At 71.5% G+C, this 24,192-nt stretch carries 31 protein-coding genes and 1 pseudogene; 7 read left to right on the top strand and 25 right to left on the bottom strand.

Going from position 1 to position 24,192, the window contains the following annotated elements; all coding sequences use genetic code 11:
* Positions 1-4 precede the first annotated feature (4 nt).
* The 8 genes from rpsS to IG88_RS0103340 all read right to left on the bottom strand — a co-directional run bounded on the left by rpsS (position 5) and on the right by IG88_RS0103340 (position 4,605).
* Positions 5-286 carry a 30S ribosomal protein S19 gene (gene rpsS, locus IG88_RS0103375; protein WP_010036728.1) on the bottom strand — a complete coding sequence of 94 codons (282 nt, stop codon included), beginning with the start codon at positions 284-286 and terminating at the stop codon, positions 5-7.
* A gap of 12 nt (positions 287-298) precedes the next feature.
* Positions 299-1,135, bottom strand: coding sequence for a 50S ribosomal protein L2 (gene rplB / locus IG88_RS0103370; protein ID WP_030400225.1), 837 nt, complete (start codon positions 1,133-1,135; stop codon positions 299-301).
* A 40-nt stretch (positions 1,136-1,175) separates the two neighbouring features.
* Positions 1,176-1,595 (bottom strand): 50S ribosomal protein L23, encoded by a 420-nt coding sequence (rplW, locus tag IG88_RS0103365; protein ID WP_007443985.1) that lies wholly within the window; start codon positions 1,593-1,595, stop codon positions 1,176-1,178.
* Complete coding sequence (gene rplD, locus IG88_RS0103360; RefSeq protein WP_030400224.1) at positions 1,595-2,251, bottom strand: 50S ribosomal protein L4; 657 nt, start codon at positions 2,249-2,251, stop codon at positions 1,595-1,597. Before rplD ends, rplW begins: the two co-directional genes overlap by 1 nt.
* An 8-nt stretch (positions 2,252-2,259) precedes the next feature.
* Positions 2,260-2,904, bottom strand: a complete 645-nt coding sequence (rplC, locus tag IG88_RS0103355; protein ID WP_031034776.1) for a 50S ribosomal protein L3 — start codon at positions 2,902-2,904, stop codon at positions 2,260-2,262.
* A gap of 17 nt (positions 2,905-2,921) precedes the next feature.
* Positions 2,922-3,230, bottom strand: coding sequence for a 30S ribosomal protein S10 (rpsJ, locus tag IG88_RS0103350; protein ID WP_003948644.1), 309 nt, complete (start codon positions 3,228-3,230; stop codon positions 2,922-2,924).
* A gap of 433 nt (positions 3,231-3,663) precedes the next feature.
* On the bottom strand, positions 3,664-4,308 hold the full coding sequence (locus IG88_RS0103345) for a hypothetical protein (protein WP_234331994.1): 645 nt from the start codon (positions 4,306-4,308) through the stop codon (positions 3,664-3,666).
* A gap of 21 nt (positions 4,309-4,329) precedes the next feature.
* Positions 4,330-4,605: a hypothetical protein gene (locus IG88_RS0103340; protein WP_031034774.1), complete on the bottom strand. Its 276-nt coding sequence runs from the start codon at positions 4,603-4,605 to the stop codon at positions 4,330-4,332.
* 166 nt (positions 4,606-4,771) lie between these two features.
* Here IG88_RS0103340 and IG88_RS45225 point away from each other — a divergent pair, with 166 nt between their 5' ends.
* A complete protein-coding gene (locus IG88_RS45225; protein ID WP_420712069.1) occupies positions 4,772-4,933 on the top strand; it encodes a helix-turn-helix domain-containing protein in 162 nt (53 codons plus the stop codon).
* On the opposite strand, the gene IG88_RS45220 is transcribed toward IG88_RS45225, so the two are convergent.
* The 10 genes from IG88_RS45220 to IG88_RS0103285 form a co-directional block, all read right to left on the bottom strand.
* Positions 4,923-5,363 (bottom strand): IS3 family transposase, encoded by a 441-nt coding sequence (locus tag IG88_RS45220; RefSeq protein WP_420712066.1) that lies wholly within the window; start codon positions 5,361-5,363, stop codon positions 4,923-4,925. The two genes, IG88_RS45225 and IG88_RS45220, sit on opposite strands and share 11 nt — an antisense overlap.
* Positions 5,360-5,668 carry a transposase gene (locus IG88_RS0103330; protein WP_031034773.1) on the bottom strand — a complete coding sequence of 103 codons (309 nt, stop codon included), beginning with the start codon at positions 5,666-5,668 and terminating at the stop codon, positions 5,360-5,362. Before IG88_RS0103330 ends, IG88_RS45220 begins: the two co-directional genes overlap by 4 nt.
* Before the next feature lie 370 nt (positions 5,669-6,038).
* Positions 6,039-6,782, bottom strand: coding sequence for a hypothetical protein (locus IG88_RS0103320; protein WP_031034771.1), 744 nt, complete (start codon positions 6,780-6,782; stop codon positions 6,039-6,041).
* A gap of 237 nt (positions 6,783-7,019) precedes the next feature.
* Positions 7,020-7,529, bottom strand: coding sequence for a hypothetical protein (locus IG88_RS0103315; RefSeq protein WP_234331992.1), 510 nt, complete (start codon positions 7,527-7,529; stop codon positions 7,020-7,022).
* Positions 7,490-7,837, bottom strand: coding sequence for a hypothetical protein (locus tag IG88_RS0103310; protein WP_158853757.1), 348 nt, complete (start codon positions 7,835-7,837; stop codon positions 7,490-7,492). The genes IG88_RS0103315 and IG88_RS0103310 overlap by 40 nt, the downstream gene beginning before the upstream one ends.
* 152 nt (positions 7,838-7,989) lie before the next feature.
* Positions 7,990-8,637, bottom strand: a complete 648-nt coding sequence (locus IG88_RS0103305; protein ID WP_031034764.1) for a hypothetical protein — start codon at positions 8,635-8,637, stop codon at positions 7,990-7,992.
* Between the two features lie 70 nt (positions 8,638-8,707).
* Complete coding sequence (locus IG88_RS0103300) at positions 8,708-9,832, bottom strand: acyltransferase family protein (RefSeq protein WP_051851750.1); 1,125 nt, start codon at positions 9,830-9,832, stop codon at positions 8,708-8,710.
* Positions 9,833-10,121: 289 nt separating this feature from the next.
* Complete coding sequence (gene gdhA / locus IG88_RS0103295; RefSeq protein WP_031034761.1) at positions 10,122-11,480, bottom strand: NADP-specific glutamate dehydrogenase; 1,359 nt, start codon at positions 11,478-11,480, stop codon at positions 10,122-10,124.
* A 301-nt stretch (positions 11,481-11,781) separates the two neighbouring features.
* Positions 11,782-12,003: a tautomerase family protein gene (locus IG88_RS0103290; RefSeq protein ID WP_031034757.1), complete on the bottom strand. Its 222-nt coding sequence runs from the start codon at positions 12,001-12,003 to the stop codon at positions 11,782-11,784.
* 1 nt (position 12,004) lies between these two features.
* Complete coding sequence (locus IG88_RS0103285; protein ID WP_031034753.1) at positions 12,005-12,772, bottom strand: SDR family oxidoreductase; 768 nt, start codon at positions 12,770-12,772, stop codon at positions 12,005-12,007.
* 77 nt (positions 12,773-12,849) lie between these two features.
* On the opposite strand from IG88_RS0103285, the gene IG88_RS40110 reads away from it, so the two are divergent.
* Complete coding sequence (locus tag IG88_RS40110) at positions 12,850-13,767, top strand: helix-turn-helix transcriptional regulator (RefSeq protein ID WP_199807414.1); 918 nt, start codon at positions 12,850-12,852, stop codon at positions 13,765-13,767.
* Here IG88_RS40110 and IG88_RS0103275 read toward each other — a convergent pair.
* Together IG88_RS0103275 and IG88_RS0103270 are read right to left on the bottom strand one after the other, a co-directional pair.
* Positions 13,718-13,909: a DUF397 domain-containing protein gene (locus tag IG88_RS0103275; RefSeq protein WP_031034750.1), complete on the bottom strand. Its 192-nt coding sequence runs from the start codon at positions 13,907-13,909 to the stop codon at positions 13,718-13,720. The two genes, IG88_RS40110 and IG88_RS0103275, sit on opposite strands and share 50 nt — an antisense overlap.
* On the bottom strand, positions 13,906-14,754 hold the full coding sequence (locus IG88_RS0103270) for a helix-turn-helix domain-containing protein (RefSeq protein WP_031034747.1): 849 nt from the start codon (positions 14,752-14,754) through the stop codon (positions 13,906-13,908). Before IG88_RS0103270 ends, IG88_RS0103275 begins: the two co-directional genes overlap by 4 nt.
* Positions 14,755-14,912: 158 nt before the next feature.
* Here IG88_RS0103270 and IG88_RS0103265 point away from each other — a divergent pair, with 158 nt between their 5' ends.
* Entirely contained in the window at positions 14,913-15,347 is a 435-nt protein-coding gene (locus IG88_RS0103265) for an ATP-binding protein (protein WP_031034745.1), read from the top strand.
* Between the two features lie 250 nt (positions 15,348-15,597).
* Positions 15,598-16,467 carry a helix-turn-helix domain-containing protein gene (locus tag IG88_RS0103260; protein WP_031034744.1) on the top strand — a complete coding sequence of 290 codons (870 nt, stop codon included), beginning with the start codon at positions 15,598-15,600 and terminating at the stop codon, positions 16,465-16,467.
* A gap of 21 nt (positions 16,468-16,488) precedes the next feature.
* Here IG88_RS0103260 and IG88_RS43210 read toward each other — a convergent pair whose 3' ends face one another.
* Positions 16,489-16,683, bottom strand: coding sequence for a hypothetical protein (locus IG88_RS43210; protein ID WP_031034741.1), 195 nt, complete (start codon positions 16,681-16,683; stop codon positions 16,489-16,491).
* A complete protein-coding gene (locus tag IG88_RS0103250; protein WP_031034740.1) occupies positions 16,680-17,081 on the bottom strand; it encodes a VOC family protein in 402 nt (133 codons plus the stop codon). Before IG88_RS0103250 ends, IG88_RS43210 begins: the two co-directional genes overlap by 4 nt.
* 55 nt (positions 17,082-17,136) lie before the next feature.
* Here IG88_RS0103250 and IG88_RS0103245 point away from each other — a divergent pair.
* The 3 genes and pseudogenes from IG88_RS0103245 to IG88_RS0103235 all read left to right on the top strand — a co-directional run.
* Positions 17,137-18,114 (top strand): annotated as a pseudogene (locus IG88_RS0103245) (helix-turn-helix transcriptional regulator); the annotation flags it as partial.
* A gap of 247 nt (positions 18,115-18,361) precedes the next feature.
* Entirely contained in the window at positions 18,362-19,309 is a 948-nt protein-coding gene (locus tag IG88_RS0103240) for a LysR family transcriptional regulator (RefSeq protein ID WP_031034736.1), read from the top strand.
* 124 nt (positions 19,310-19,433) lie between these two features.
* On the top strand, positions 19,434-20,807 hold the full coding sequence (locus tag IG88_RS0103235; RefSeq protein ID WP_031034734.1) for an alpha-lytic protease prodomain-containing protein: 1,374 nt from the start codon (positions 19,434-19,436) through the stop codon (positions 20,805-20,807).
* Positions 20,808-20,908: 101 nt separating this feature from the next.
* Here IG88_RS0103235 and IG88_RS0103230 read toward each other — a convergent pair whose 3' ends face one another.
* The 3 genes from IG88_RS0103230 to IG88_RS0103220 all read right to left on the bottom strand — a co-directional run bounded on the left by IG88_RS0103230 (position 20,909) and on the right by IG88_RS0103220 (position 24,137).
* Positions 20,909-22,051 (bottom strand): hypothetical protein, encoded by a 1,143-nt coding sequence (locus IG88_RS0103230; protein WP_031034732.1) that lies wholly within the window; start codon positions 22,049-22,051, stop codon positions 20,909-20,911.
* 134 nt (positions 22,052-22,185) lie between these two features.
* Positions 22,186-22,818 carry a response regulator gene (locus tag IG88_RS0103225; RefSeq protein ID WP_031034730.1) on the bottom strand — a complete coding sequence of 211 codons (633 nt, stop codon included), beginning with the start codon at positions 22,816-22,818 and terminating at the stop codon, positions 22,186-22,188.
* Positions 22,818-24,137, bottom strand: a complete 1,320-nt coding sequence (locus IG88_RS0103220; RefSeq protein WP_051851736.1) for a sensor histidine kinase — start codon at positions 24,135-24,137, stop codon at positions 22,818-22,820. The genes IG88_RS0103225 and IG88_RS0103220 overlap by 1 nt, the downstream gene beginning before the upstream one ends.
* Between the last annotated feature and the right edge of the window lie 55 nt (positions 24,138-24,192).

The raw sequence follows: 24,192 nt of genomic DNA, 5'->3' as shown, positions 1-24,192 counted from the left end.
GCTGTTAGCGGCGCTTCGACTTCCGGTCGTCCTTGACGTGACCCCGGAAGGTGCGCGTCGGCGAGAACTCGCCGAGCTTGTGGCCGACCATGGACTCGGTGACAAACACCGGGATGTGGGTCTTGCCGTTGTGCACCGCGATCGTGTGGCCGAGCATCGCCGGGACGATCATCGAGCGACGGGACCAGGTCTTGATGACGTTCTTGGTGCCCGCTTCGTTCTGGGCGTCCACCTTCTTGATCAGGTGGTCGTCGACGAAGGGCCCCTTCTTCAAGCTACGAGGCATCTCAACCCGTCCTTAGCGCTTCTTGTTCGTCTTGCGGCGGCGGACGATGTACTTGTTCGACGCCTTCTTGGGCGAACGAGTACGGCCTTCCTTCTTGCCCCACGGGGACACGGGGTGACGACCACCGGAGGTCCGGCCCTCACCACCACCGTGCGGGTGGTCCACCGGGTTCATGACCACACCACGGACGGTCGGGCGAACGCCCAGCCACCGCTTGCGGCCCGCCTTGCCCCAGTTGATGTTGCTCTGCTCGGCGTTGCCGACCTCGCCGACCGTGGCGCGGCAGCGCTGGTCGACCAGGCGGATCTCTCCGGACGGCATGCGCAGGTGGGCCATCGAGCCCTCCTTCGCGAGCAGCTGCACGGAGGCACCGGCGGAGCGGGCGAACTTGGCGCCGCCACCGGGACGGAGCTCGATCGCGTGGATCGTGGTACCGACCGGGATGTTGCGGAGCGCCAGGTTGTTGCCCGGCTTGATGTCGGCCCCGGGACCGTTCTCGACGCGGTCGCCCTGCTGCAGGTTGCGCGGGGCGAGGATGTAGCGCTTCTCGCCGTCGGCGTAGTGCAGCAGCGCGATGCGCGCGGTGCGGTTGGGGTCGTACTCGATGTGCGCGACCTTCGCCGGCACGCCGTCCTTGTCGTGCCGACGGAAGTCGATGACACGGTAGGCGCGCTTGTGTCCGCCACCCTGGTGGCGAACGGTCACACGACCGGCGTTGTTACGGCCGCCCTTGCTGTGCAGGGGGCGGACCAGCGACTTCTCCGGCGTGGACCGCGTGACCTCGACGAAGTCGGCGACGGAGGAGCCACGGCGGCCCGGCGTCGTCGGCTTGTACTTGCGGATTCCCATTTCTCAGTCCTCGTCCGATTCCGGACGATCCGGACCTCCGTCAGGAGGTCGGACCGCCGAAGATGTCGATGCGGTCGCCCTCGGCGAGGGTCACGATCGCGCGCTTGCTGTCGGCACGCTTGCCGAAGCCCGTGCGGGTCCGCTTCCGCTTGCCCTGGCGGTTGATCGTGTTGACCCCGGTGACCTTGACCGAGAAGACCGCCTGGACGGCCTCCTTGATCTGGGTCTTGTTGGAGCCCGGCGCGACGATGAACGTGTACTTGTTCTCGTCGAGGAGCGCGTAGCTCTTCTCGGACACGACCGGCTTCAGCAGCACGTCACGGGGGTCCGTGAACGCCTTGCTGGCCGGGGTGACGACGGTGTTCTTGCCCTCGGCCTCGTGGCGGCGCGCCTTGGCGACGCGCGCGGCCTTGGCGGCCTTGGCCGCCTTGGAGGCGATGCTCGGGTGACGCGTAGCCATCAGGCCTCGCTCCCTTCGGTGTCATTGGCCTTCGGGCCGGACACGAAGGACTCGAAGGCGGCCTGGGTGAAGACCACGTCGTCCGAGACGAGAACGTCGTACGTGTTCAGCTGGCCCGGCTCCAGGATGTGGATCTGGGGCAGGTTGCGGGCGGACAGCCACGCGGCCTCGTCGGTGCGGTCGGCGACCAGGAGCAGGTTCTTGCGCTCCGAGATCTTGCCGAACAGCGTCCGGGCGGCCTTCGTGGACGGGGTCTCGCCCTCGATGACGCCGGTGACGACGTGGATGCGGTTGTGGCGGGCCCGGTCGGTGAGGGCGTGGCGCAGGGCCGCGGCCTTCATCTTCTTCGGGGTCCGCTGCGAGTAGTCACGCGGCTGCGGGCCGTGGACGACGCCACCGCCGGCGAACTGCGGCGCACGGGTCGAACCCTGACGGGCGCGGCCGGTGCCCTTCTGGCGGTACGGCTTCTTGCCGCCACCACGGACCTCGCCGCGGGTCTTGGTCTTGTGCGTGCCCTGGCGGGCAGCGGCCAGCTGCGCGACGACGACCTGGTGGATCAGCGGAATGCTGACCTTCTCCACGCCGAAGATGCCCTCGGGCAGCTCGACGCTTCCGGTCTTCTCGCCGGCCGGCGAAAGGATGTCAACAGTGCTCATCGGTTACCTCAGGCCCCCTTGGCCGCGGTGCGGACCAGGACGAGGCCGCCGTTCGGACCGGGAACCGCGCCCTTGATGAGCAGCAGACCCTTCTCCGCGTCAACGGCGTGGACGGTCAGGTTCTGGGTGGTGACCCGCTCGTTGCCCATGCGGCCGGCCATGCGGAGGCCCTTGAACACGCGGCCCGGGGTGGCGCAGCCACCGATGGAACCGGGCGAGCGGTGCTTGCGCTGGGTGCCGTGTCCGGCGCCGAGGCCCTTGAAGTTGTGACGCTTCATGACACCGGCGAAGCCCTTGCCCTTGCTCTTGCCGGTCACGTCGACCTTGACGCCGGCCTCGAAGACCTCGGCGGTGACTTCCTGACCGAGGGTGTACTCGGAGGCGTCGGCCGTGCGGATCTCGACGAGGTGGCGGCGGGGGGTGACGTCGGCCTTGGCGAAGTGGCCCTTGAGGGGCTTGTTCACCTTGCGCGGGTCGATCTCGCCGAACGCGATCTGGACGGACTCGTAGCCGTCGACGTCGTTCGTGCGGACCTGGGTGACGACGTTGGGGCCGGCCTTGACGACGGTGACCGGAACGACGCGGTTGTTCGCGTCCCACACCTGCGTCATGCCGAGCTTCTCGCCCAGGATGCCCTTGATCTGCTTCGTCATCTCTCAGATCACCGGCCTCAGAGCTTGATCTCGATGTCGACACCGGCCGGGAGGTCGAGTCGCATCAGAGAGTCAACGGTCTTGGGGGTCGGGTCGAGGATGTCGATCAGGCGCTTGTGCGTGCGCATCTCGAAGTGCTCGCGCGAGTCCTTGTACTTGTGCGGCGACTTGATGACGCAGTACACGTTCTTCTCAGTGGGCAGCGGCACCGGGCCCGCGACCGACGCACCAGTGCGGGTCACCGTCTCGACGATCTTCTTCGCCGAGGAGTCGATGACCTCGTGGTCGTAGGCCTTGAGCCGGATGCGGATCTTCTGTCCCGCCATGGCTACTCAGTAGTCCTGTCTCTCGTAACGCTCTGGACCCGGTGGTCCTTGTCCATTCCGCTCCCCCTCCGACCCACGCGGTCGGGCGTGTCGCGCTCCCGCTGACACAGATGTCCCTTCTCAGGACTTCCCTGCCGGGGAGTGCGGGCCCTTCCGGAACCGCGGACCGGGGGCGAGAGGCCCACCGGGTGCCTGGCCGGAACCCCGCTGACGCTTCCCGGAAGATTCCCGTACGTCCGCCCCTGAGCAGGGACGACGAGTACTGTGGGACTCGCTTCCGGTCCTCCCGGCGGGAGGCGCGCAGCATCGGCACTCGACCGAGCAACCCCGCTAGTCTGCCATACGGGGCATGGGGGTGGCCAATCGGGCCGGAGAGAATACCCCGGGGGTGGCGGAGATCAAACCCGGGTGCCGCGTCCGGACGGTCACCCCGTCAGGACACACCGAGCAACTGATCCAGAATCTCGTCGTATGCCCGGAATCCGGCCTTCCCTTCGTCCGGTGCGTCCGACTCGGGCCGCAGGAGGTCCGGCAAGTGCGCGACACGCCACATGCGGAAGACCAGGCTGGGAGTGCTCCCGCCGCCCGGGTCCGCCAGGGCGCAGGCGATGGTCATCACCTCGACGATCTGCTCCCCGCCCCGGCCGGCCTCGGTCCCGGCCGCGACGGCCGCGGTGACGAGCGCCTGAAGCAGAAGCGTGAGCTGCAGGTCCGCTGCCATACGGCACATGCGGCGAACCAGCGCCGGCTCCTCCAGCTTCGCCAGAGGCTCGGGAACCCCCGTGACACCCGCGGACCACAGGAGCAGAAAAGCCGCGGGCACCTCATGGTCGCGCAGCCGTCCCAGCTCGTCGACAACGGCCATGCCCGAGTCACTGAACCGGCAGACCGATCGGATACCGCCGAGCAGGCGCCCCACGTCCTCGGACCGGTCGTCCAGGAAGCGGCCGACCGAGACGTCCGAGACGGACCAGGTACCCGTCGCATTCACGGCCCCGACCTCCACGACACCACCGAGCGGGCCGAAGACGTTACGAGCCAGCATGCTCTCCGACATGGGAACGATCGAACCTGCCACTACCGCGCTCCTCGCAAGACTCTAAAACTGGCCCATCATGTGCTGAATCACCGCGTCTCGCTGCGGAAGTACGCGCGGAGAACCTGCGTTCAGGACGTCGACCCCCTCCTGAGTGTCCACGAAGTACTCCGGCTGACGTCCGGCGGGCCCGCTGTGCTCGCGGAGCACCGAATCAGCGAACGATCTCGGCACTTCGGTCCGCACCACGACTCCGTCGGGACCGGCGTACTGTGTGGCCGCCCTGTTGAAGTCATCGGTCAGGTATACGCCGGCGTCCGGTGTGTATTCGCGCTGCATGTCGTGAGAGCGCCCCAATGAGAATTCCCCGCCGCTCCAGTCCCGCGAGCCATGATATTGATCCGAAACGCTTTGGGTTCAGGCTCGGCGACGGTGTGTGAGTGATCTGGTGGGGGATGCACGGACATGGTCGTCGGACGCGCAGGAGGCTGTGCGGTTGCTGGCGGTGTCCGCGCTGGTGGAAGGCCGGGACCGGGTAGAGGTCGCTGCCCTGTTCAAGGTGTCGGTCAAGGCCGTGGACAACTGGTGGGCGAGGTGGCAGACCGGCGGCCGGGCCGCACTGCTGTCCCGCCCGCGAGGCCGCCGCGTTGCGAGCATCAAGTCCTGACCGAGGCCGAGCAGGCCGCCGTCCGGCAGGCCGTCCTCGACCATAACCCCTCCGACCTGGGGCTTCCGGGACAGTTGTGGACGCGGGGGCAGATAGGCGAGCTGATCTTCAAGCTGTACGTGAAGCTTCTGCCGTGGCGGGGGCTGATGCCGGCGATGTCGGCCTCGCGCATGAGCCGCTCGACTCGCTTGCGGCCCACGTGCACGCCGTTGCCCTTCAGGACGGCATGGACACGAGGCGAGCCGTAAGTGCCGCCGGACTCCTCATGGATATGCCGGAACCTGTCGGTCAACTCGGCGTCCTGGCAGCGCCGTTGACACGGTTCGTTCTCGGCCTGTCGCCAGCGGCAGTAGGTGGCGGTGGGGATGTTCAGCTCCCGGAGTACGGGCTCGACCCCCAGATGCGGATGCTCGTCGACGAGCGCCGTCACCTGGGCCGGGTCGGGTCGAGCTGCGCCGCGAAAAGAGCCGAGGCCGTCCGCAGCACCCCGTTCGCCCGCTTGAGTAGCGCGTTTTCCCTGCGCAGAGCGGCAAGCTCCTCACGCTCGGCGGTGGTCAGCATGTCGTCCCGCACGCCGGCGTCGGCCTCGGCCTGACGGATCCAGCCGCGCAGGGCCTCGTGGTGGACGCCGAGTTCCTCGGCCATGCGGCGGATCACGGGCTTCGGTTCGGACGCGCGGTACATCCGCACCGCACGCTCACGCAACTCCAGCGGATACTTTCTCGGGGCAGGCATCGTCAGGGCTCCTCTCATGATCCCCATCTGACCTGCTGTCACCTCTCCCCGCATCTAGGGGGAACCTCACGCCCGGACGATTCGAGGCGATGCCTCCTCCAGGGAACAGTTGAAGGCCCCGCGCCTCGGGACACCGGCGCCGCCGTCGCACGGACATCACCGCGGCCAGAAACTCGTCGGTCGTGTGGGGGGGGCATCACCTCGGCCGGCCGATGAAGCGCTCGAAGTCCGCCAACGAATGCTGCAGGTCCTCACGGCCGGCATCGTCCGGAGGGAGCTGCTCGAGGTGCGCGTCGGCGAACTGCTTGGCGGCCACGTCCCTGTTTGCCGTGCGTTCGGTACACGCGCAGGTTCGGACGCTTCACGGCTCTCACTCGTACAGTCGTGCCACGGCGAACTGGATCAGCTCCTCGATGCCGATCTCGCGTGGTGCGCCGTTCTGCGTGGTCCATTCCGCCAGGTACCAGGCACCGTGCCACTCGACGCGCCACACCGTGCCGTGGCGGTTCTCGAACTCGACGAAACTGCCGGTTCCGCCCTCGATGGATCGCAATTCGCCGAGCACGCGCTGCGGGTCGGTGAGGCCACGTCCCTTGTTGGTGCTCCGGCCACGAGTACGCGTGTTGGCGAACCGCATTCTGAGGAACGGCACCGGCGCCCGGTCCAGGTCCGTCAACCCGAGCATGCGGTAGCGCGTGACCGCCTCGTCCACGCTTTCTTCCCCGGAGAATTCGCAGGAGTAGGCGGGATACGTCAGCCGTACGTGTTCCGTCAGTTCCGGCTTCTCCGCACGGTAGAAGCGGTGCACCTGGGGCGCGATGGCCACGACGGCATCGAAGCGGCGCCCTGCGGGCGGCTCGAAGCCCTCGAGAGCGCCGAGGAAGGAGTTCCGGGCGACCATCTGGTCTTCGTGTTCCCGCGCGAACCGGAGGGTGGCGACCGCCAGGTCCTCGTCATAGGAGTCCCGGCCGCTCATCTGGAGAAGGCGCTTGCCGTCGGCGGACAGCGCCCCCGCGAAGTCGATTCCCGGCGCCGGCGACCAGTGCCAGGCGTCGGGCAGTCCCGGCAGCGGGGCCGCCCCGGAGAATGCCGTCACTACGGCGCGAACGTCCATGTTTTCTCCGTGATCAGGTGCGCGGGTATCCGTCTCCGACTTCCTGGATGTACGTCTCCGTCATCTGACCACCGCCTCGCGAGTTCTCGCGCCACGCTATGGGCTCAAGGTCCCTCGTCGGCGGGGTCCGAGCGGTCAGTGCCATACCCCGGGGTCCACGGCCACCGCGACGTGATCGGCCCCCGTGGTGACGATCAGGCCGCGGCGTTGCGGTGTGGGTGTGTGGTGGACGCGGCGTCATCGTCCGCGCACCGCCTTCCAGGCGTCGATCACCGCGTAACGGGAGCTCAGCCACCACGCGTCCAGCTTGTCCCGCACCGTTGAGACGACGCTCCAGCACTTCAGCCATGTCGGCAGTCGTCGGAACGGCACGAAGGTCAGGGTGTCGGCGATGGCGTTCACCGCGATGCTTCTGCGGCCCGGTCCCTCTGCTCGCAGGGCGGCGTACAGCTCCGGCGTCAACGCGCCGTTGAGGCGAGCCGCCGTTCCTGCCGCGGTGAAGGCGAATCCTCGCTGGGCGACGTCCGGGAGCCCCATCGCCCTGACGATGCGGGGCGACGCCTCCTCCAGCGTGCAGTTGAACGCCAGGCCGATCGCCGCCGTGCCGAGACTCCGCTCCCCGCGGTCGAACGCGGCGTCCCATTCCTTTGGGTCGTTCAGGGACAGCAGGCTTTCGCCGGTTTCCCAGTTCCAGTGTGTCGCCATGGTCAGTCGGCCCACGGGATGCGCAGCGGCCTGCGCCCCCACCACTCGCCGAGGTCCTCTTCCGGCCTCTCCGACGTAGGGCGTACCCAGGGGCGGAGCGAACGCTCCGGGTCCGGGAGGGTGGCGCCGCGGAAGCGTGCGTCCAGCCGAGCGAGGAGTTGCCCCAGCCGGCCTTCGGCCTTCTCGGGCAACGCACGCATCACCTGGTCCAGAGCGTTCCTGGAGTCGAGGTCGTTGGCGTAGGCGCTGATCGGGTAGCAGTCGTCACCGTCCCAGCCAGGCTCCATCCGCCGGATCAGACGCTGCCAGGAGGCGAACCGGTGCGCGACCGAGTACACCGGCGTCGTCATCGTCTCCCTGATGTGCGGCGCCACTCGCGACCGCTCCACCTCCAGTCGTTCGGCATCGCATCGGGCGATTGCCTCCAGGGTGGTCCGGGGCAACGCGTCCCACACCGCCCTGCTCTCCGGAGCCGCCCGGAACACGTCCGGGGCGCCGCTCGTCACCCCACGAACCGGAACGTCGACGTCACCGCGTCGAAGATGTCGAAGAAGGAGTCCGCCAGGTCCAGGACCTGGCTGCTGCCCGCCACCAGGGCGACCTTGCCCGCCTGGCCGGGGACGGGGATGTACGTCTGCATCAGGACCGCGCGGACCGTGCGGTTGAGGGCGTCGCCCGGGACCGGGACGTCCTCCACGCCCTGGGTGCGGGCGGCGGGGCCCACGCCGGGGATGTCGACGGTGGTGACCTTGCGCCAGGAGTCGCCGGGTTTCCGCGCCTCCTTGACGGCCAACTGGCCCGCGATGGCGGCCGGGTCGGTGGGGAGCGGGTCGCCGGCGGACGTGCGGCCGCCGACCAGGGAGACGGTGACCGAGCCGGTGATCGGGGTGTCGCCGCCGAAGCTCTCCGCCATGCAACCGCAGTACAGCGCGCCCGACTTCCACGCGTCGGACGCCGCCTTCTGGAGGAAGGTGACGTAGGCGGAGCGGGAGGGGGCCAGTTCCGGGTACTGGCGGACGCGGTCGTCGACCATGCGGCGGATGGAGTCGTCCCGGGACTCCGGGCGTACGTCGAACTCCCACCAGGACTCCGGGACCTTGATCCGGAAACCGCCCCGTTCGACGGTCAGTGCCTCCGTGTAACGGGCCATGTCGCGCCCGGCCTCCCCGTTCGTCATTCGAGCCGATGTTCCGACATGGTCCCACCGATCGACGGGCCCGTCACTCGCGCAGCCGCGCGAACGACGCGTCCAGACCCTCCTTCAGCATGCGCGACACGGGCCGTTCCACCCACCGGTGGATCAGGTAGCTCAGCAGCAGGAAGCCCGCGATCACCACGACGACCAGCAGGCGCGCGTCCATCGTGTCGCGGAGGCGGGCGATGAGGGACGTGCCGGCGGCGTAGTGGACCAGGTAGAGGGGGTACGTCATGGCGCCCGCCGTGACCAGCCACTTCCAGCGGATCCGGTCGGTGTGTCCGAGCGCGACGGCGACCATGAAGAGCAGGAAGACGGTGAAGATCGCCACGCTGCCGCGCCAGCCGGAGACGTGCTCGACCTCCTCGATGCGCTTGCCCAGTTCCATCTGCCCCATCAGCCACGCCATGGCGAGGATGCCCCACAGGAGCAGGTCCTGGCCGAAGCGGTGCATGAGGTAGAGGGCGAGACCGGCGATGAAGTACCAGGCGCCGTCCGGGTTGGCGACGAGTTCGAGCAGGGGCAGCCCGGCGGCCGGCGCGAGCATCGCGACCGCACCCCACACACAGCAGAAGACCACCACCCTGCGGTAGGTCAGGCCCATCGCGACGACGACCAGGAAGAGGAGGTAGAAGCGCAGCTCGGACCAGAGGGTCCAGTAGACGCCGTCGACGTTGGGCGCACCGGAACCCGCCTGGAGCATGGTCAGGTTGAGCAGCACCTCGCGCGGTTGCAGCCGCTCCCACACGCCGGGTACGGCGATCAGCACGGCCGTGGTGAACAGAACCGCGAACCAGTACGCCGGGTAGAGCCGGATCACCCGGGAGACGAAGAACTGGCGCGGGGTGCGGCCCCAGCAGGACATGCAGATCACGAAGCCGCTGATGACGAAGAAGATCTCGACGCCTATCCAGCCGTAGGACGCGAGGCGGAAGACCGTGGGCATGATCTCGGACACCGGGCGGTCCCAGATCAGGTTCCCGGGCTGGTCGGCGCGCCAGGTGCCGGCGTAGTGGTGGGCGGCCACCATCAGCGCGGCCAGCAGGCGGATGCCGTCGACGACGTACAGCCGGCCGCCCGTGCGCTTCCGTCCCGCGGGGGCGGGCTCCGACGGCGGTGGGACGGCGAGCGGCGGAAGCGGTTCCCTCAGCCGGCCCTGGGGGGCTTGTCCCGGACGGCCCTGGGCTTGCCCCGGCTCGCTCCGCGCTTGTCCCGGACTGGCCTCCGTCCCCTCTCGCACCGATGTTCCGTCGTCCACTGCGCGCACCATTCGAACAGACAAGAACAGTGCTCACCCGAACGGTAGGGGGTTCGGCCAACCGCCGCCGGGACTCCGCGACCTGTTCGCGGACCGTTCGCTTCCGGTTCAGCCGGGCGCCCCGCACGGCGGACTGGGCCGTACGGGACACCTCACGCGCTCTCGCCCGTGGTACGGGACCTCAGATGACGCCCTGTGCCAGCATCGCGTCGGCCACCCGCTCGAAGCCGGCGATGTTCGCGCCGGTGACGTAGTCGCCGGGGGCGCCGTAGCGCTCGGCCGTGTCGTGGCAGGTGGTGTGGATGCTGGTCATGATCGACGCCAGCTCCTCCTCCACGCGCTCAGCCGACCACGCCGTACGGGCGTGGTTCTGCGCCATCTCCAGGGCGCTGACCGCGACGCCGCCCGCGTTGGCCGCCTTGCCGGGGCCGAAGGCGACACCGGCCTTCTGGAGGAGGTGGACGGCCTCCGGGGTCGTCGGCATGTTCGCGCCCTCGGAGACCGCCTTCACACCGTTGCGGATCAGGGTCTCGGCGTCCTTCTCGTCCAGCTCGTTCTGCGTGGCCGACGGGAGGGCCAGGTCGGCCGGGACCTCCCAGACGCGGCCGCCGGGGACGAAGCGGGCCGAGGCGCCCCGGCGCTCGGCGTACGCGTCGACCCGGCCGCGCTCGACCTCCTTGATCTGCTTGAGCAGGTCGAGGTCGATGCCCTTCTCGTCGACGACGTAGCCGGAGGAGTCCGAGCAGGTGACGGCGTTGGCGCCGAGGGCGGTCAGCTTCTCGATGGTGTAGATCGCCACGTTGCCGGAGCCGGAGACGACCGCGGTCTGGCCCTCCAGGTCCTCGCCGCGCTCGCGCAGCATCGCCGCCGCGAAGAGGACGTTGCCGTAGCCCGTCGCCTCCGGGCGGATCAGCGAGCCGCCCCAGCCCTGGCCCTTGCCGGTGAGGACACCGGCCTCCCAACGGTTGGTGATGCGGCGGTACTGGCCGAAGAGGTAGCCGATCTCACGGCCGCCGACGCCGATGTCACCGGCCGGGACGTCGGTGTGCTCGCCGATGTGCCGGTACAGCTCCGTCATGAACGACTGGCAGAACCGCATGACCTCGGCGTCGCTGCGCCCGTGCGGGTCGAAGTCGCTGCCGCCCTTGCCGCCGCCGATGCCGAGGCCGGTCAGCGCGTTCTTGAAGATCTGCTCGAAGCCCAGGAACTTGATGACGCCCAGGTTGACCGACGGGTGGAAGCGCAGGCCGCCCTTGTAGGGGCCCAGCGCGCTGTTGAACTCGACGCGGAAGCCACGGTTGACGCGGACGCGACCCTGGTCGTCCTGCCACGGCACCCGGAAGATCACCTGGCGCTCCGGCTCGACCAGCCGCTCGACGAGGCCCGGCTCCGCGTACTCGGGGCGGGCCGCGATCACCGGGGCGAGGGTTTCCAGGACCTCGTGGGCTGCCTGGTGGAACTCGGGCTGGGCCGGGTTGCGGTGCTCGATCTCGGTGAGCAGGTGGTCGAGGGTGGTCTGCGTCTCGCTTCGCGTCGTCACGGGGGCCCTTTCTGGCACGGCTGGACACCGGAGACCGGACGGGGGCGCGGGTGCGGGTGCGGGTGCACACGTCCGCGGGATGCGCTGGGTGCGCATGCGTCGTGCACGGGGGGTGGCACGCCTGTCCGGTCGGGTCCGGTGGTGGGCGCTCGGCGCCGTTGCCGCGCGCGGGACACTTAAGTGTTACGCGCATGTAAACACCCACGCCAGCACCCGGCGCAGGGTGCGACCACTATGTGAGACACAGTTTTCGCATATCGGGTGATAGCGAGCACGGAGCGCCACCGTCGGGGGCGTGGCGTCAGTCTCCTCCGCCGCCTCCGCCGTTGAGCATCTCGGCGGTGAGGACGTTGCCCGCGACGCCCCAGCCGCCGTCGGGCACCTCGTCGACGAGGACGACGGTCGTGGGGCGGGCCCGTTCGCCGTAGATCTCCGCGTAGAGGTCGGTGGTGCGCTCGACGATCTTCTTCTTGTCCTCGGCCGTGAGCGTGTGCGCGGGGACCTTGAAGTGGGCGAAAGGCATCTCAGATCATTCCTCCGTTGGCGCGCAGAATCTGGCCGTTCACCCAGTGCCCGGCGGGGCTGGACAGGAAGGCGACCACCTCGGCGATGTCCTCGGGGGTGCCCAGCCGCTCCAGGGGCGGGGTCTTGGCGAGCCGGTCGATCTGTTCCTCGGTCTTGCCGGTGAGGAACAGGTCCGTGGCCGTCGGCCCGGGGGCGACCGTGTTCACGGTGATGTCCCGCCCGCGCAGCTCCCGCGCCAGGATCATCGTCATCGCCTCCACGGCGCCCTTGCTCGCCGCGTACGCGCCGTAGGCCGGGAACTGCGTGCCGACGACGGACGTCGAGAAGCCCACGAAGGAGCCCCCGGCCCGCAGGCGGCGGGCCGCTTCCCTCGCGACGACGAAGGTGCCGCGGATGTTGGTGCGGTGCATGGCGTCCAGATCGGACAGGTCCAGGTCGGCGATGGCCGACAGGCTCATGCGGCCGGCCGAGTTCACGACGACGTCGACGCCGCCGTACTCCCGCTCCGCCCGGTCGAACAGCGCGGCGGTCTCCTTCTCCTCCGCCACGTCGGCCCGTACGGCGACGGCGCGTCCGCCGGCCCCGGTGATCGCCGCCACGGTCTCGTCGGCGGCCGAGGCGTCCCGGGCGTAGTTCACGACGACGGCCAGGCCGTCCTCGGCCAGCTTGCGCGACACGGCCCGGCCGATGCCGCGCGAGCCGCCGGTCACGATCGCCGTGCGGGGGCCCGCCGGCGTGTCGGTGGTGGTGTTCGCGTTCGTGGTCATGGGTCCACGATGGGCCCGGCCGCCCCGCGCAGCCAGGGGATGCCATCCCCTGGGTCACCGGCCCGGCCCGGCGCACAATGGACGGCATGAGCGCTGTGAAGCACGCCGAGCTGGGAGCGTTCCTGCGGTCGCGACGGGAGCGGATCCGCCCGGGCGACGTCGGGCTCCCGGCCGGGCCGCGCCGCCGGGTGCCGGGGCTGCGCCGCGAGGAGGTCGCCCATCTCGCCGGGGCGTCCGTGGACTACTACAACGAGCTGGAGCGCGGCGCCGGGTCCCAGCCGTCCGAGCAGATGCTCGCCGCGCTGGCGCGTGCGCTGCGGCTGTCCGGCGACGAGCGGGACTACCTGTACCGGATCGCCGACCGGCCGGTGCCCGTGCAGGGCGGGGCCGCGTCGCACGTCCACCCCGGCATGCTGGACCTGCTGGGCCGACTGGACTCGACCCCGGCGCAGGTGATCACCGACCTGCACGTCACCCTCGTACAGAATCCGTCGGCCGTGGCGCTGCTCGGGGACCACTCCGGCTTCCGGGGGCCCAGGGCCAGCTTCGTCCACCGGTGGTTCACCGAACCCGACGCCCGGCGCCTGTACCCGGAGGACGACCACGAGGAGAAGTCCCGCTCCTTCGTCGCCGACCTGCGGGCCGCCGCCGGGCGCAGGGGCGCGGACGACGCGGAGGCCGGCGCGATGATCCGCACGCTGCTCCGCGTCTCCCCCGAGTTCGCCGCGCTGTGGGCCGACCACGAGGTGGCCTTCCGGCGGCGCGAGGACCGCAAACGCCTCGTCCATCCCACGCTGGGCCTGATCGAGGTCAACTGCCTCCACCTCTTCAGCGAGGACGGACGTCAGCGGCTCCTCTGGTTCACTCCGGCGGTGGGGACGGACAGCGCGGGGTTGCTGGAGCTGCTGTCGGTGGTCGGCACGCAGGAGGTCGTCGAGCCGACGGTCAGCGCTGCGACGCGTACGGCAGGAACGTCGCCCAGGCGGCGGGGGTGAGTGTGAGGCGCGGTCCGTCGGTGGTCTTGGAGTCGCGGACGTGGACGGTGCCGGGGGTGAGGGCCAACTCGACGCAGGAGTTGCCGTCCGTACCGCTGCTGTAGCTGCTCTTGAACCACACCAGTTCGGTCTCGCGGATCATGTTTCTCCCAGCAGGTCTTCGATGAAGGCGCGTGACTCTCTAGGTGGGAGAGCCTGCGCCCGGATGGTGCCATACCGCAGCTCAAGGATGCGCAGCTCCCTGGGCTCAGCAGTCGGCCGACCGTTGAACGCACCATCGCTACGCCCCACTGCCGTGCCGTCCGGAAACTTCAGTAGCTCGATCTTGCCGTCCACACCCGGGTGGGCGTCGGTGTTCGTCGGCATCACCTGCAGCGAGACGTGGTTCAACGTTCCCACCTCCAGCAGGCGTTCGAGCTGCTGCTGCCACACCATTGTGCCGCCAACCGGCCGTCGCAGCGGTGCCTCTTCCAGGACGAAGTGGATCGACGGCGCCGGATCGCGTTCGAAGACCGACTGTCGAGCCAGGCGGGCAGCCACCATGCGCTGTACGTCGTCTACGGAGTACGGCGGTTGGGCCGCCTCCATCAGCGCGCGAGCGTGCTCCGGCGTCTGCAAGAGCCCGTGGACGCTGTTGCACTCGTAAATGCCGATCTCGACCGCCTTGCTCTCCAACTTCCCCAGCTCCCGAACCTTCTTCGGGTACCGGACCTTCTTCACGTCCTCCCACGCCGCCGAGATGAGCCCACCGGCCCCCAGCACCTCGTCGGCCCTGTCCAGGTACTCCTGCCGGGGAATCCGCTTGCCGCCCTCGACCTTGTAGACCAGGTCCTCGCCGTACCCGACCGCCACCCCGAAGTCACCGGCCCGCATGCCCGCCGCCTCGCGCCGGAGCCTCAACTGCCGTCCCACCGTGGTGATGACCGCGACGCCCCACTCGTCGTCGGGGTCGACCTCCCACCCCGACTCGTCCGTCTCGACCGGCATCCCGTACCCCTTCGTCGTGCTCGCCGTGTTGCCCCCAGCGCCCTACCCGCACACGTCTCCCCGACAGCACCGACACCACTGGACAAGCACCGGACAGTCACCGTACGCACCCGCTGAGTCACTTCTCACGGTACGCACACGCCGCCACGCTGAGTGACGTGAATCAGGAATCCACCACCGAACTCGCCGCGTCCGTCCGCAATTTCAGCGTGCAACTGTCCCCCACGCCACGCGGTGCCCGCCTCGCCCGTCTGCTCGCGACCGAGCAGCTCCGCGCCTGGGGCCTGCCTCTGGACCCGGCACGCCTCCTCGTCGCGGAGCTGGCCAACAACGCGGCGGACCACGGGCGCGTCCCCGGCCGCGATTTCCGGCTCACCCTCTACGTCGTCGGCGACATCCTCCGCATCGAGGTCACCGACACCCGGGGGCAGGAGCTCCCCGCCCCTCAGAAGCCGTCCTGCGACGCCGAGTCGGGCCGTGGCCTGCTCCTGGTGGAGGCGTTGGCGCACCGCTGGGGAGTGACCGAGGGACGCTTCCCGCGCAAGACGGTCTGGGCGGAACTGCGCTGTACGGCACCGGAACCCACGTTCTGAGGTTCCGGTGCCGTCGGTGCCCTACCAAGACAAAGAACCCGGGAGAAATGACCCCCGCCAAGCCCCACCCCTCCCGCCCGGAGCGCGTCATCACCCGGGCGGGTGAACATCACCGGCTCGGCTGGCTTTCGGGGTCCCCAACTCCCCTACTCTCAGCGCAAACAACCGAAAAGACATCGGCCCCCGCTGGGACTGGCATCCCGGGGCGAGGGCCTAACCACCAAGGAAGCAATACCCAAGGAACTTCCCGATGGATACCCAGAACACTAGCGCTCCCCCGCACGCCCAGTCAGCCCCTGCTGACAATCCGTCCCGTACGCGTCGCCACGGCGGCGGCCTCACCCACGACAACGTCCGCCACACCACCCGCTTCGTGGTGATCGGCAACCACCTGGTCCAGCACAAGGAACTGTCGCTCCTCGCGATCGGCCTGGGCTGCCACCTCCAGTCGCTGCCGACCGGCGCGGGCGCCGACATCAAGTCGCTCGCCGCCCGCTTCCCGGAGGGCCCGACCCGTATCGCCGCCGCCCTGCGCGAACTGGAGGCCCACGGCTACCTGCGCCGCGAGCGCCACCGCACGGAGACCGGCCGCATCGTCACCCGCACCGTTTCCTGCAACCAGCCGCACGCGAGCCGCCGCCGGGAGCCGGCCGACACGGGGTGCCCGCCCGCGAAGCGCACGCCCGCGCCACCGCGTCGTACGGCGCCCAAGGCGCTGCCCGCGGTACCGCGCCCGACCGGCACCGCCCCCGGCCTCCTCCGGACGGCCCTCGACCTCCTGGCCGACCTGCGACGACGCGACCCACGACTGCTGCTGTCCGCGGCCGAGTCGGCCCACCTGGCGCCCGGCGTCGCCGCGTGGCTGGAACGGGACGTCGCCCCCGGCGCCGTACGCCACGCCCTGACCACCGGTCTCCCGGACGAGCCCCTTCGCCGCCCGGCCGCCCTTCTGGCCCACCGCCTCGCCGACCGGCTGCCGCCCCCGCCGCCGTTCCGAACGCCGGCCGGTCCGCCACCACGGCGGTACGAGGTGCGCAACTGCGACGGCTGCGACCGGGGCTTCCGCGCCCCCGAAACCGAAGACCGCTGCCGCGACTGCCGCGCAACCGCCCTCCCGTGACCGAAGCAAGGAACCCCATGGTCAGTCCGCGTCCAGCAGGGTGCCCGGGACGTCCTGCCGGTCCTCGAACAGCGTGGTCTGGCCGTCTCCGACGACATCCGTAGGCGCGTGACGGAGTGCGGCGACCCCGGAGGTGCTCCGCCACTGGCTCGCACGAGCCGTCACCGCGCCCACCGCCGAGGACGCCTTCGAGGGCGAGTAGCCCTCCCGGCTCACGCCACCGTGGTGACGCAGAACGGGTGTCCGGCCGGATCCAACAGCACGCGCCAGCGGTCCGGCTGGGGCTGGAAGTCGGGCTTCACCGCGCCCAGGGCGAGCAGCCGGGCCTCCCCCGCGTCCAGGTCGTCGGTGCCGACGTCGATGTGGGCCTGCTTCTCCTGGTCGGTGCCCGGCCAGGTCGGCGGGCGGTAGTCGGGGAGGCGGTTGAAGCCGAGGCCGGGGGCGCCGTCCTTGCCGCCGAGGAAACAGAAGTCGTCCGTCTGGAAGGTGACGGAGAGGCCGAGGACGTCGCCCCAGAAGCGGGCGAGCTCGACGGGGTCGGAGCAGTCGAAGGTGACGGCCGAGTAGCGGAAGGACGGGGTCGTGGACTCGGGGGTGTTCTCCGTTGTCGTCATGGGGAAACCGTAAGGCGTGACCAGGACAGGTTCGGTCCTGGTCACGCACCGTTCGGTGGCAGACTTGCCCACCGTGCTCAGTACTTCCGCCCGGCTGCTGCGGCTGGTCTCGCTGCTCGCCGTCCGTCCCGCCTGGACCTGCGCCGAGCTGGCCGGGCGGATGGAGGTCACGGAGCGGACCGTGCGGCGGGACGTCGCCCGGCTGCGGGAGCTGGGGTACGCCGTCGACTCCGACCCGGGACCGTGGGGCGGGTACCGGCTGCGGCCGGGGACGCGGACGCCGCCGCTGATCCTGGACGACGAGGAGGCCCTCGCCGTGGCCGTCGGCCTGCGGGAGGCCGCGCTGAGCGGGGCGCTCGGCGGGGACCAGGCCGCGCTGTCGGCGCTGCTGAAGCTGCGTCAGGTGCTGCCGCGGCGGGTGGCGGAGCGGCTCGCGGAGATGGACTCCGCGTTCGTGCAGACGCCGAGGGCGGCCGGGGAACCGCAGGTCGCGGCGGGGATGCTGCTGGAACTGGCGGGCGCGTGCCGACGGGGCGAGCGGGCGCGGATGGCGTACCGGGACTGGAAGGGGCGCGCCAGTGTGCGGGACGTCGATCCGTACCGGCTCGTGCACACCGGGCGGCGCTGGTACTTCGTGGCACGGGACGTGGAACGGGACGAGTGGCGGACGTTCCGGGCCGACCGGGTCGAGCGGGTGCAGCCCACCGGGCGGGACGTCGAGTTCACCGGCCCGCTGCCCGATCCGGCGCTCCTCGTGTCCCGCGCGACCGCGACCGGACCGTACGCGATGCTGGCCACCGTCCGTCTGCCGGTGCCCGGGGAGCAGGCGCTGCGGCTGATCCCCGCCACGGTCGGACTGCACCGCGCCGACGGTCCGGACGCCACCGTCGTGGAGGTCGGCGGGTCCAGCCCGGAGATGCTGGCCGGATATCTGCTGGGCCTCGGTACGCCGCTGCGCGTGCTCGCACCCGACTCCGTACGGGAGGCGCTGCTGCGCCGGACGCGGGAGCTGCTCGCCGCGAACACCGCGGACGACGGCGGGGACGTCGGAGACGCCCAGGACGCCCGGGACGCCGATACCCCCGAGGACGCGGCGAACGCCGCGCACCCCGCGAACTCCGCGCACCCCGCGAACGCCGCGCACCCCGCGAACGCCGCGGGCACCGCGAACGCCGCGGGCACCGCGAACCCCGCGCGCGAGAACGCAAGTACTTGAAGTTTCCTCCACAGGTCCGTACCAACCCCTTGCCCCGGCCCTCCCCGCGTCGCAAGCTCCCCCCATGGAGCTGGAGTTGCGGCATCTCAAGACGGTCCGGGCCATCGCCGACGCCGGCAGTCTCACCAGGGCGGCGACGGCGCTCGGGCTCGCACAGCCCGCGTTGAGCGCACAGCTCAAGCGGATCGAACGGGCCCTGGGCGGAGCGCTGTTCGTCCGGGGACGGCACGGCGTACGGGCCACTGCCCTGGGCGAACTGGTGCTGGAGCGCAGCCGGATCGTGCTGCCCGCGGTGACCGAACTGCAGCAGGAGGCGGCCCGGTTCGCCCGCGCACCGCGCACGGCGGAGCGGCTGCGGATCGGCGGCACCCACGGGCCCTTGCTGGGCGCCCTCCTCGACCGGCTGGCCGGAGTGGCGCCCGACGCCCGGATGACGACCTGCACCTCCTGGTCCGAACGGGAGCTGGCCGGGCAACTCAGCGAAGGACGCCTGGACTTCGCGCTCGCCGGGACCTGCGGCACCGCGCCGCCGCCCGCGGGCGAGGGGCTGGTGTGGCGGGAGGTCGCCGTGGACCCGGTGTTCGTGATGATGCCCGAGGACCACCCGCTGGCCGGCTGCGCCGAGGTCGACCTGACGGAGCTGGCCGACGAGGAGTGGGCCTGCGTACCGGGCGACGGCTGCTTCGGCGACTGCTTCACCGCCTCTTGCGCCCGCGCCGGTTTCACCCCGCGCGGCATGTACGAGACGGACACCGCCTCCGTCGTGCACCTGGTGCAGGTGGGCCGCGCGGTCGGGCTGTGCCGGGCGACCTTTCCGACCACGCCCCGGGCCGTGACCCGCCCGCTCACCGGCACGCCGCTGACCTGGCGGCACCTGCTGGGCTGGCACGCGGCGACCCAGCGGCAGGACACCGCGGGCGCCGTGCTCTCCCAGGCCCGCATGGCGCACGCGAGCGTGGCGGCCAACAGCGACAGCTACACGGAGTGGCTGTCGGCGCACCGGGTCCCCTGAGCCCCTCCGGCCCGTCTCGTACGGCTTCCATAACGCCGGGGAGAGGGACGACTGAGCTCTTACCGCGGCCGCTCGTCCCTCCCTACGGTTTCGGCACCTCCCACCGAGACCGAGGAGATCCCCCATGCACCACCGACACCGACACCGCAGAGCCATGGGTGCCGCCGTCGCGGCGACCGCCGCCCTGCTCGTGGCCGGGCTCAGCGGCTCCGCGAGCGCCGGGACGGCACCCGCCGACCGCACCCCCACCGCGGCGGAGACCCTGCGCACGGACGCCGCGCCGCCCGCTCTGCTCAAGGCGATGCAGCGGGACCTCGGCCTCGACCGTCAGCAGGCGGAGCGCCGCCTCGCCAACGAGGCCGAGGCGGGCGCCACCGCCGGCCTGCTGCGGGCCGCGCTCGGCGGCGACTTCGCGGGCGCGTGGGTCGGCGGTGCCGAGTCCGGCACCCTGACGGTGGCGACGACGGACGCCGATGACGTCGCCGCCATCGAGGCCCGGGGTGCCAGGGCCGAGGTCGTACGCCACTCGCTCGCCGACCTGGACGCGGCCAAGGCCCGCATGGACAAGGCGGCGGCCGGTCTCGACACCGCCGACGCTCCCGTCTGGTACGTCGACACCCGCACCAACACCGTCGTCGTGGAGGCGATACGCCCGGCCGCGGCGCGTTCGCTGCTGGCGGCGGCCGGTGTCGACCGTTCCCTCGCCCGCGTGGAGAGCCGCACCGAGCGGCCCCGCACCTTCTACGACCTGCGCGGCGGCGACGCGTACTACATCAACAACAGCAGCCGCTGCTCGATCGGCTTCCCGGTCACCAAGGGCACCCAGCAGGGCTTCGCCACCGCGGGCCACTGCGGCCGGGCCGGCTCCAGCACGACCGGTTCCAACCAGGTCGCGCAGGGCACCTTCCAGGGCTCGGTCTTCCCGGGCCGCGACATGGCCTGGGTGGCCACCAACTCCAACTGGACGGCGACCCCGTACGTCAACGGCGCCGGCGGGCAGAACGTCCAGGTCACCGGGTCCACGGCCGCAGCGGTCGGCGCGTCCGTGTGCCGCTCCGGCTCGACCACCGGCTGGCACTGCGGCACCATCACGCAGCTCAACACCAGCGTCACCTACCAGGAAGGCACCATCTCCCCGGTCACCAAGACCACGGTGTGCGCCGAGCCCGGCGACTCCGGCGGCTCCTACATCTCCGGCAGCCAGGCACAGGGCGTCACCTCGGGCGGCTCGGGCGACTGCCGGTCCGGCGGCGAGACCTTCTTCCAGCCGGTCAACGCCCTGCTCCAGAACTACGGGCTCACGCTCAAGACCACCGGCGGCGGCGGTGACGACGGAGGCGGCGGCGAGGAGCCCGGCGGCACCTGGGCGGCCGGCACCGTCTACCAGCCGGGCGACACCGTGACGTACGGCGGCGCCACCTACCGCTGCCTGCAGGGCCACCAGGCCCACGCGGGCTGGGAGCCCCCGAACGTCCCCGCGCTGTGGCAGCGGGTGTGACGGTGTGAGGCCCCACTGACCCCCACAGGGGACAACGGGGGACGGGTCCGGGCGTGCGTGAGGGAGAGCGCCCGGGCCCGGTCGCGTCGTTCCCGGCCCCTTCAGGTACGGGTGACCTGCCCGCAGTCCCCCGGCTCCGAGCCGGTGACGGGCCGGCTGCGGTCGTACGGGTCGGTCGAGGGGCCGGTGGGCCGCGCGCCGCCGGGGCCGTCGTCGTCGGGGAAGCCGGGGTGCAGGTAGCCGTCGTGGACGTCGCAGTCGGTGTTGCCGTACTCCGAGAAGTACTTCTCCATCAGGAGCTTGCCCTCGGTCACGTCCCACCGGGCCGGGTCGTTCAGGGTGAGGGTGATCTCGCGGCGGATGATGGTGCGCGCGACCGGCCCGTCCTCGTCGTTCACCCGCACCCGCGGGTAGACGAAGGTGTAGTCCGCGCCGACCTTCACCACGCCGGGCTCACCGGCGGTCACCGTCATGCGCCCGCGGACCTTGACGACGTCGCCGGCCGGGCGGGTCTCCTTCGGGTCGAAGCGGGTGAACAGGCGCAGCGGGTCGTGGTCCGCGTCCGGGTCGCTCAGGGAACGGCGCAGCCTCGGCAGCAGTTCCGGCTGCCTGGGGTCGAGGACGTCCAGCGCCTCGTCCGGCCGCTCCCCGCGCAGTACGGCGGGGTCCAGGTTGGCGGCGACCAGGAGTTCCTTGGTGCGGCGCAGGGCGAAGGCCACGTCGTCCTTGCCCAGGCCGGACAGTGCCTTCGCCTCCGGCACCACGATGGCGTCGGCGCCCTCGGCCCACCGCTCGGCGGGCGAACCGGCGAACGGGTGCTCGCGCGTGGCCCGTTGCGACCCGGCGGCGTCCGCGGGGGCGCCGGTCGGCCGCGCCGTCTCGGCCGCGAGCGTCGGCTGCGCGGAGGCGTCGCCGCCGCCGGGCAGCCGGTCCAGGACCAGGGAGGGCCGCAGGGCGACCACCGCGACCGCCGCCAGCACCAGCACGCCGGCGACCGCGCCCACCCGGCGCCGGCGGTCCCGGCTCCCGCGCTTCGGGGTGCTCTGCGGGCCGCCGCGCCAGGGCGGCGGCTCCTCCTGGTCCCGCAGCCGCGCGGCCACCATCCGCGCCCGCGCCGACGGCTCCTTGGGCGCGGGGGCGCCCCCGCCCTCGGCGGCCTCCCGCAGGAACGACTCCAACTGCTCGTCGGAGATCGAGGGGACGGACTCGTCGTCGGAACGGTCGGGGGGCGGGACGGAACTCACGGGCTCACTTTCCGGGTCGCGGTGCGGTTGCGGACTTCCGGCGATCATCGTGCCGCGAAGAGAAGGAACCGTGCCGGTCCGTGCGGGACTTGTGACCAAACCCGGACACCGGTGTACCCCGCACCGAACCGACGTCAGCCCCGCAGGTACGCCAGCACCGCCAGCACCCTGCGGTGGGTCTCGGTCGCCGGGGGCAGGTCGAGCTTGGTGAGGATGCTGCCGATGTGCTTGCCCACGGCCGCCTCGGAAACGACGAGTTCCCGGGCGACGGACGCATTGGACCGCCCCTCCGCGACCAGCGCCAGCACCTCCCGCTCCCGCGGGCTCAGCCGCTCCAGCGGGTCCCGGCGGCGGCGCAGCAACTGCCGTACGACCTCCGGGTCGACGACCGTGCCGCCGTCCGCGACCTCGGCCAGCGCGTCGACGAACTCCTCGACCTGGCCGACGCGGTCCTTGAGCAGGTAGCCGACACCGGTGCCGTCGCCGGAGTCCAGCAGGTCGGAGGCGTAGGTCCGTTGCACGTACTGGCTGAGGACGAGGACGGGCAGCGCGGGCCGTTCCGCGCGCAGGCGCACAGCCGCGTGCAGGCCCTCGTCCTGGAAGCCGGGCGGCATCCGGACGTCGGTGACCACGATGTCCGGGGCGTGCCGCGGCACGGCCTCGACGAGGGCCTCCGCGTCGCCGACGGCGGCCACCACCTCGTGGCCGAAGCGGGCGAGCAGGCCGGTCAGTCCGTCCCGCAGCAGGACGCTGTCCTCGGCCAGCACTACGCGCAGGGCGCGGTCGGCTCCGGGGGATCGCAGGGCTCGCACGGGATCTCCACGCTCAGCAGGGTCGGTCCGCCCGGCGGGCTGGACAGGGAGAGTCTGCCATCCAGGACGGACACCCGGTCGGCGAGTCCGGTCAGCCCGCTGCCCGCGGCGGCGTCGGCCCCGCCCCGGCCGTCGTCGCGGACCCGCAGGACGAGCCGTCCGTCGCGGTGGCCGCCGGATATCTCCGCGCGGCCGGCGCCGCTGTGCCGGCCGATGTTGGCGAGGGCCTCGCGGACCACGAAGTAGGCGGCGGCCTCCACCGCCTGGGGCAGCCGTCCGGGCACCTCCAGGGCCACGTCGACGGGGACGGCGGAGCGGTCGGCGGCGTCGGCGACGGCCGCGGGCAGGCCGTAGTCGGCGAGGACCTTGGGGTGGATGCCGTGGATCAGCTCACGCAGTTCCTCCAGCGCCCTGCCCGCCTCCCCGTGCGCCTTGGCGAGCTGGTCGGCCAGCGGCCCGGGCGGCGCGTCCAGGCGGGCCAGGCCGAGGGTCATCGTCAGGGCCACCAGACGCTGCTGGGCGCCGTCGTGCAGGTCGCGTTCGATGCGGCGCCGCTCGGCCTCGAAGGCGTCCACCAACCGCACCCGGGAACGGGTGAGTTCCACGACCCGGGCCTCCTGGTCTCCCCCGCGCGGGGCACCCACGAGCACCCGGCCCAGCTCGGCCCGCGCGCCCGCCGCCAGGCCCAGCGCGTAGCCGCCGAGGGCGAGGAGCAGCAGGCCGAGCACGGCGACGCCCGAGGCGGCGGGCCAGGTGGTGACCGTCCACTGCTTGAGCACCTTCGCCTCCTCGCCGCCGCCGGCCGTGGCCATCAGCAGCGGGGTGGCGGCGAGCGAGAGGGGCGCGGCCAGGGCGAAGGCGACGGCCAGGGCGTCCAACGGCCAGAGCACCAGCGCGAACAGCACGGCGTGGCCCAGCTCCCGCCAGGTCGCCCGCTCCCGCAGCCGCGTGGCCAGCCAGGGCCACGGCCCGGTGGCGGGCGGCTGCCGCACGGGCCGGGCGGGGACGGGACCGCGGTCGACCAGGCGCAGCCGGTGCCGTTCCAGGCGGGCCACCGGGATGCCGGCGAGGGCGGTGAGCACCAGCAGCGGCAGCCCCACCAGGACGACGGCGAGCACGCTCCCGAGGGCGACCGCGGCCACGAGGCCCACCAGGGTCAGGGCCCCGGCCACGGCCCCGGTGACGAGGTAGGCGGCGGCTCGCCAGGGCCACGGCGAGAGCAGGAAACCGCGGGCGGACAGGGCCTGCCACACGGTGCGGGGGCGGGGGTGCATGCGGATCACCGTAGAACCCGGGTGCGCGGCGGGGCCATCGGCCCAGTGGGCGTTG

Source organism: Streptomyces sp. NRRL F-5650, assembly GCF_000721365.1.
GTDB classification, from domain to species: domain Bacteria; phylum Actinomycetota; class Actinomycetes; order Streptomycetales; family Streptomycetaceae; genus Streptomyces; species Streptomyces ardesiacus.
The sequence above is the reverse complement of the archived record's forward strand: the minus strand, read 5'-3'. Positions and strand labels throughout refer to the sequence as shown.

Excerpts from the sequence above, each read along its gene's own strand:
- IG88_RS0103260 (WP_031034744.1), top strand. The coding sequence starts at position 15,598 with ATGGATACCCAGAACACTAGCGCTCCCCCGCACGCCCAGTCAGCCCCT.
- IG88_RS0103275 (WP_031034750.1), bottom strand. The coding sequence starts at position 13,909 with ATGATCCGCGAGACCGAACTGGTGTGGTTCAAGAGCAGCTACAGCAGC.
- IG88_RS0103330 (WP_031034773.1), bottom strand. The coding sequence starts at position 5,668 with ATGCCTGCCCCGAGAAAGTATCCGCTGGAGTTGCGTGAGCGTGCGGTG.
- IG88_RS0103220 (WP_051851736.1), bottom strand. The coding sequence starts at position 24,137 with ATGCACCCCCGCCCCCGCACCGTGTGGCAGGCCCTGTCCGCCCGCGGT.
- IG88_RS0103240 (WP_031034736.1), top strand. The coding sequence starts at position 18,362 with ATGGAGCTGGAGTTGCGGCATCTCAAGACGGTCCGGGCCATCGCCGAC.
- rplC (WP_031034776.1), bottom strand. The coding sequence starts at position 2,904 with ATGACGAAGCAGATCAAGGGCATCCTGGGCGAGAAGCTCGGCATGACG.
- rpsJ (WP_003948644.1), bottom strand. The coding sequence starts at position 3,230 with ATGGCGGGACAGAAGATCCGCATCCGGCTCAAGGCCTACGACCACGAG.
- IG88_RS0103320 (WP_031034771.1), bottom strand. The coding sequence starts at position 6,782 with ATGGACGTTCGCGCCGTAGTGACGGCATTCTCCGGGGCGGCCCCGCTG.
- rplW (WP_007443985.1), bottom strand. The coding sequence starts at position 1,595 with ATGGCTACGCGTCACCCGAGCATCGCCTCCAAGGCGGCCAAGGCCGCC.
- IG88_RS0103305 (WP_031034764.1), bottom strand. The coding sequence starts at position 8,637 with ATGGCCCGTTACACGGAGGCACTGACCGTCGAACGGGGCGGTTTCCGG.
- rpsS (WP_010036728.1), bottom strand. The coding sequence starts at position 286 with ATGCCTCGTAGCTTGAAGAAGGGGCCCTTCGTCGACGACCACCTGATC.
- IG88_RS0103250 (WP_031034740.1), bottom strand. The coding sequence starts at position 17,081 with ATGACGACAACGGAGAACACCCCCGAGTCCACGACCCCGTCCTTCCGC.
- IG88_RS0103290 (WP_031034757.1), bottom strand. The coding sequence starts at position 12,003 with ATGCCTTTCGCCCACTTCAAGGTCCCCGCGCACACGCTCACGGCCGAG.
- IG88_RS0103340 (WP_031034774.1), bottom strand. The coding sequence starts at position 4,605 with ATGCAGCGCGAATACACACCGGACGCCGGCGTATACCTGACCGATGAC.
- IG88_RS0103235 (WP_031034734.1), top strand. The coding sequence starts at position 19,434 with ATGCACCACCGACACCGACACCGCAGAGCCATGGGTGCCGCCGTCGCG.
- rplB (WP_030400225.1), bottom strand. The coding sequence starts at position 1,135 with ATGGGAATCCGCAAGTACAAGCCGACGACGCCGGGCCGCCGTGGCTCC.
- rplD (WP_030400224.1), bottom strand. The coding sequence starts at position 2,251 with ATGAGCACTGTTGACATCCTTTCGCCGGCCGGCGAGAAGACCGGAAGC.
- IG88_RS0103285 (WP_031034753.1), bottom strand. The coding sequence starts at position 12,772 with ATGACCACGAACGCGAACACCACCACCGACACGCCGGCGGGCCCCCGC.
- IG88_RS0103310 (WP_158853757.1), bottom strand. The coding sequence starts at position 7,837 with ATGACGACGCCGGTGTACTCGGTCGCGCACCGGTTCGCCTCCTGGCAG.
- IG88_RS40110 (WP_199807414.1), top strand. The coding sequence starts at position 12,850 with ATGGACGGCATGAGCGCTGTGAAGCACGCCGAGCTGGGAGCGTTCCTG.
- IG88_RS0103270 (WP_031034747.1), bottom strand. The coding sequence starts at position 14,754 with ATGCCGGTCGAGACGGACGAGTCGGGGTGGGAGGTCGACCCCGACGAC.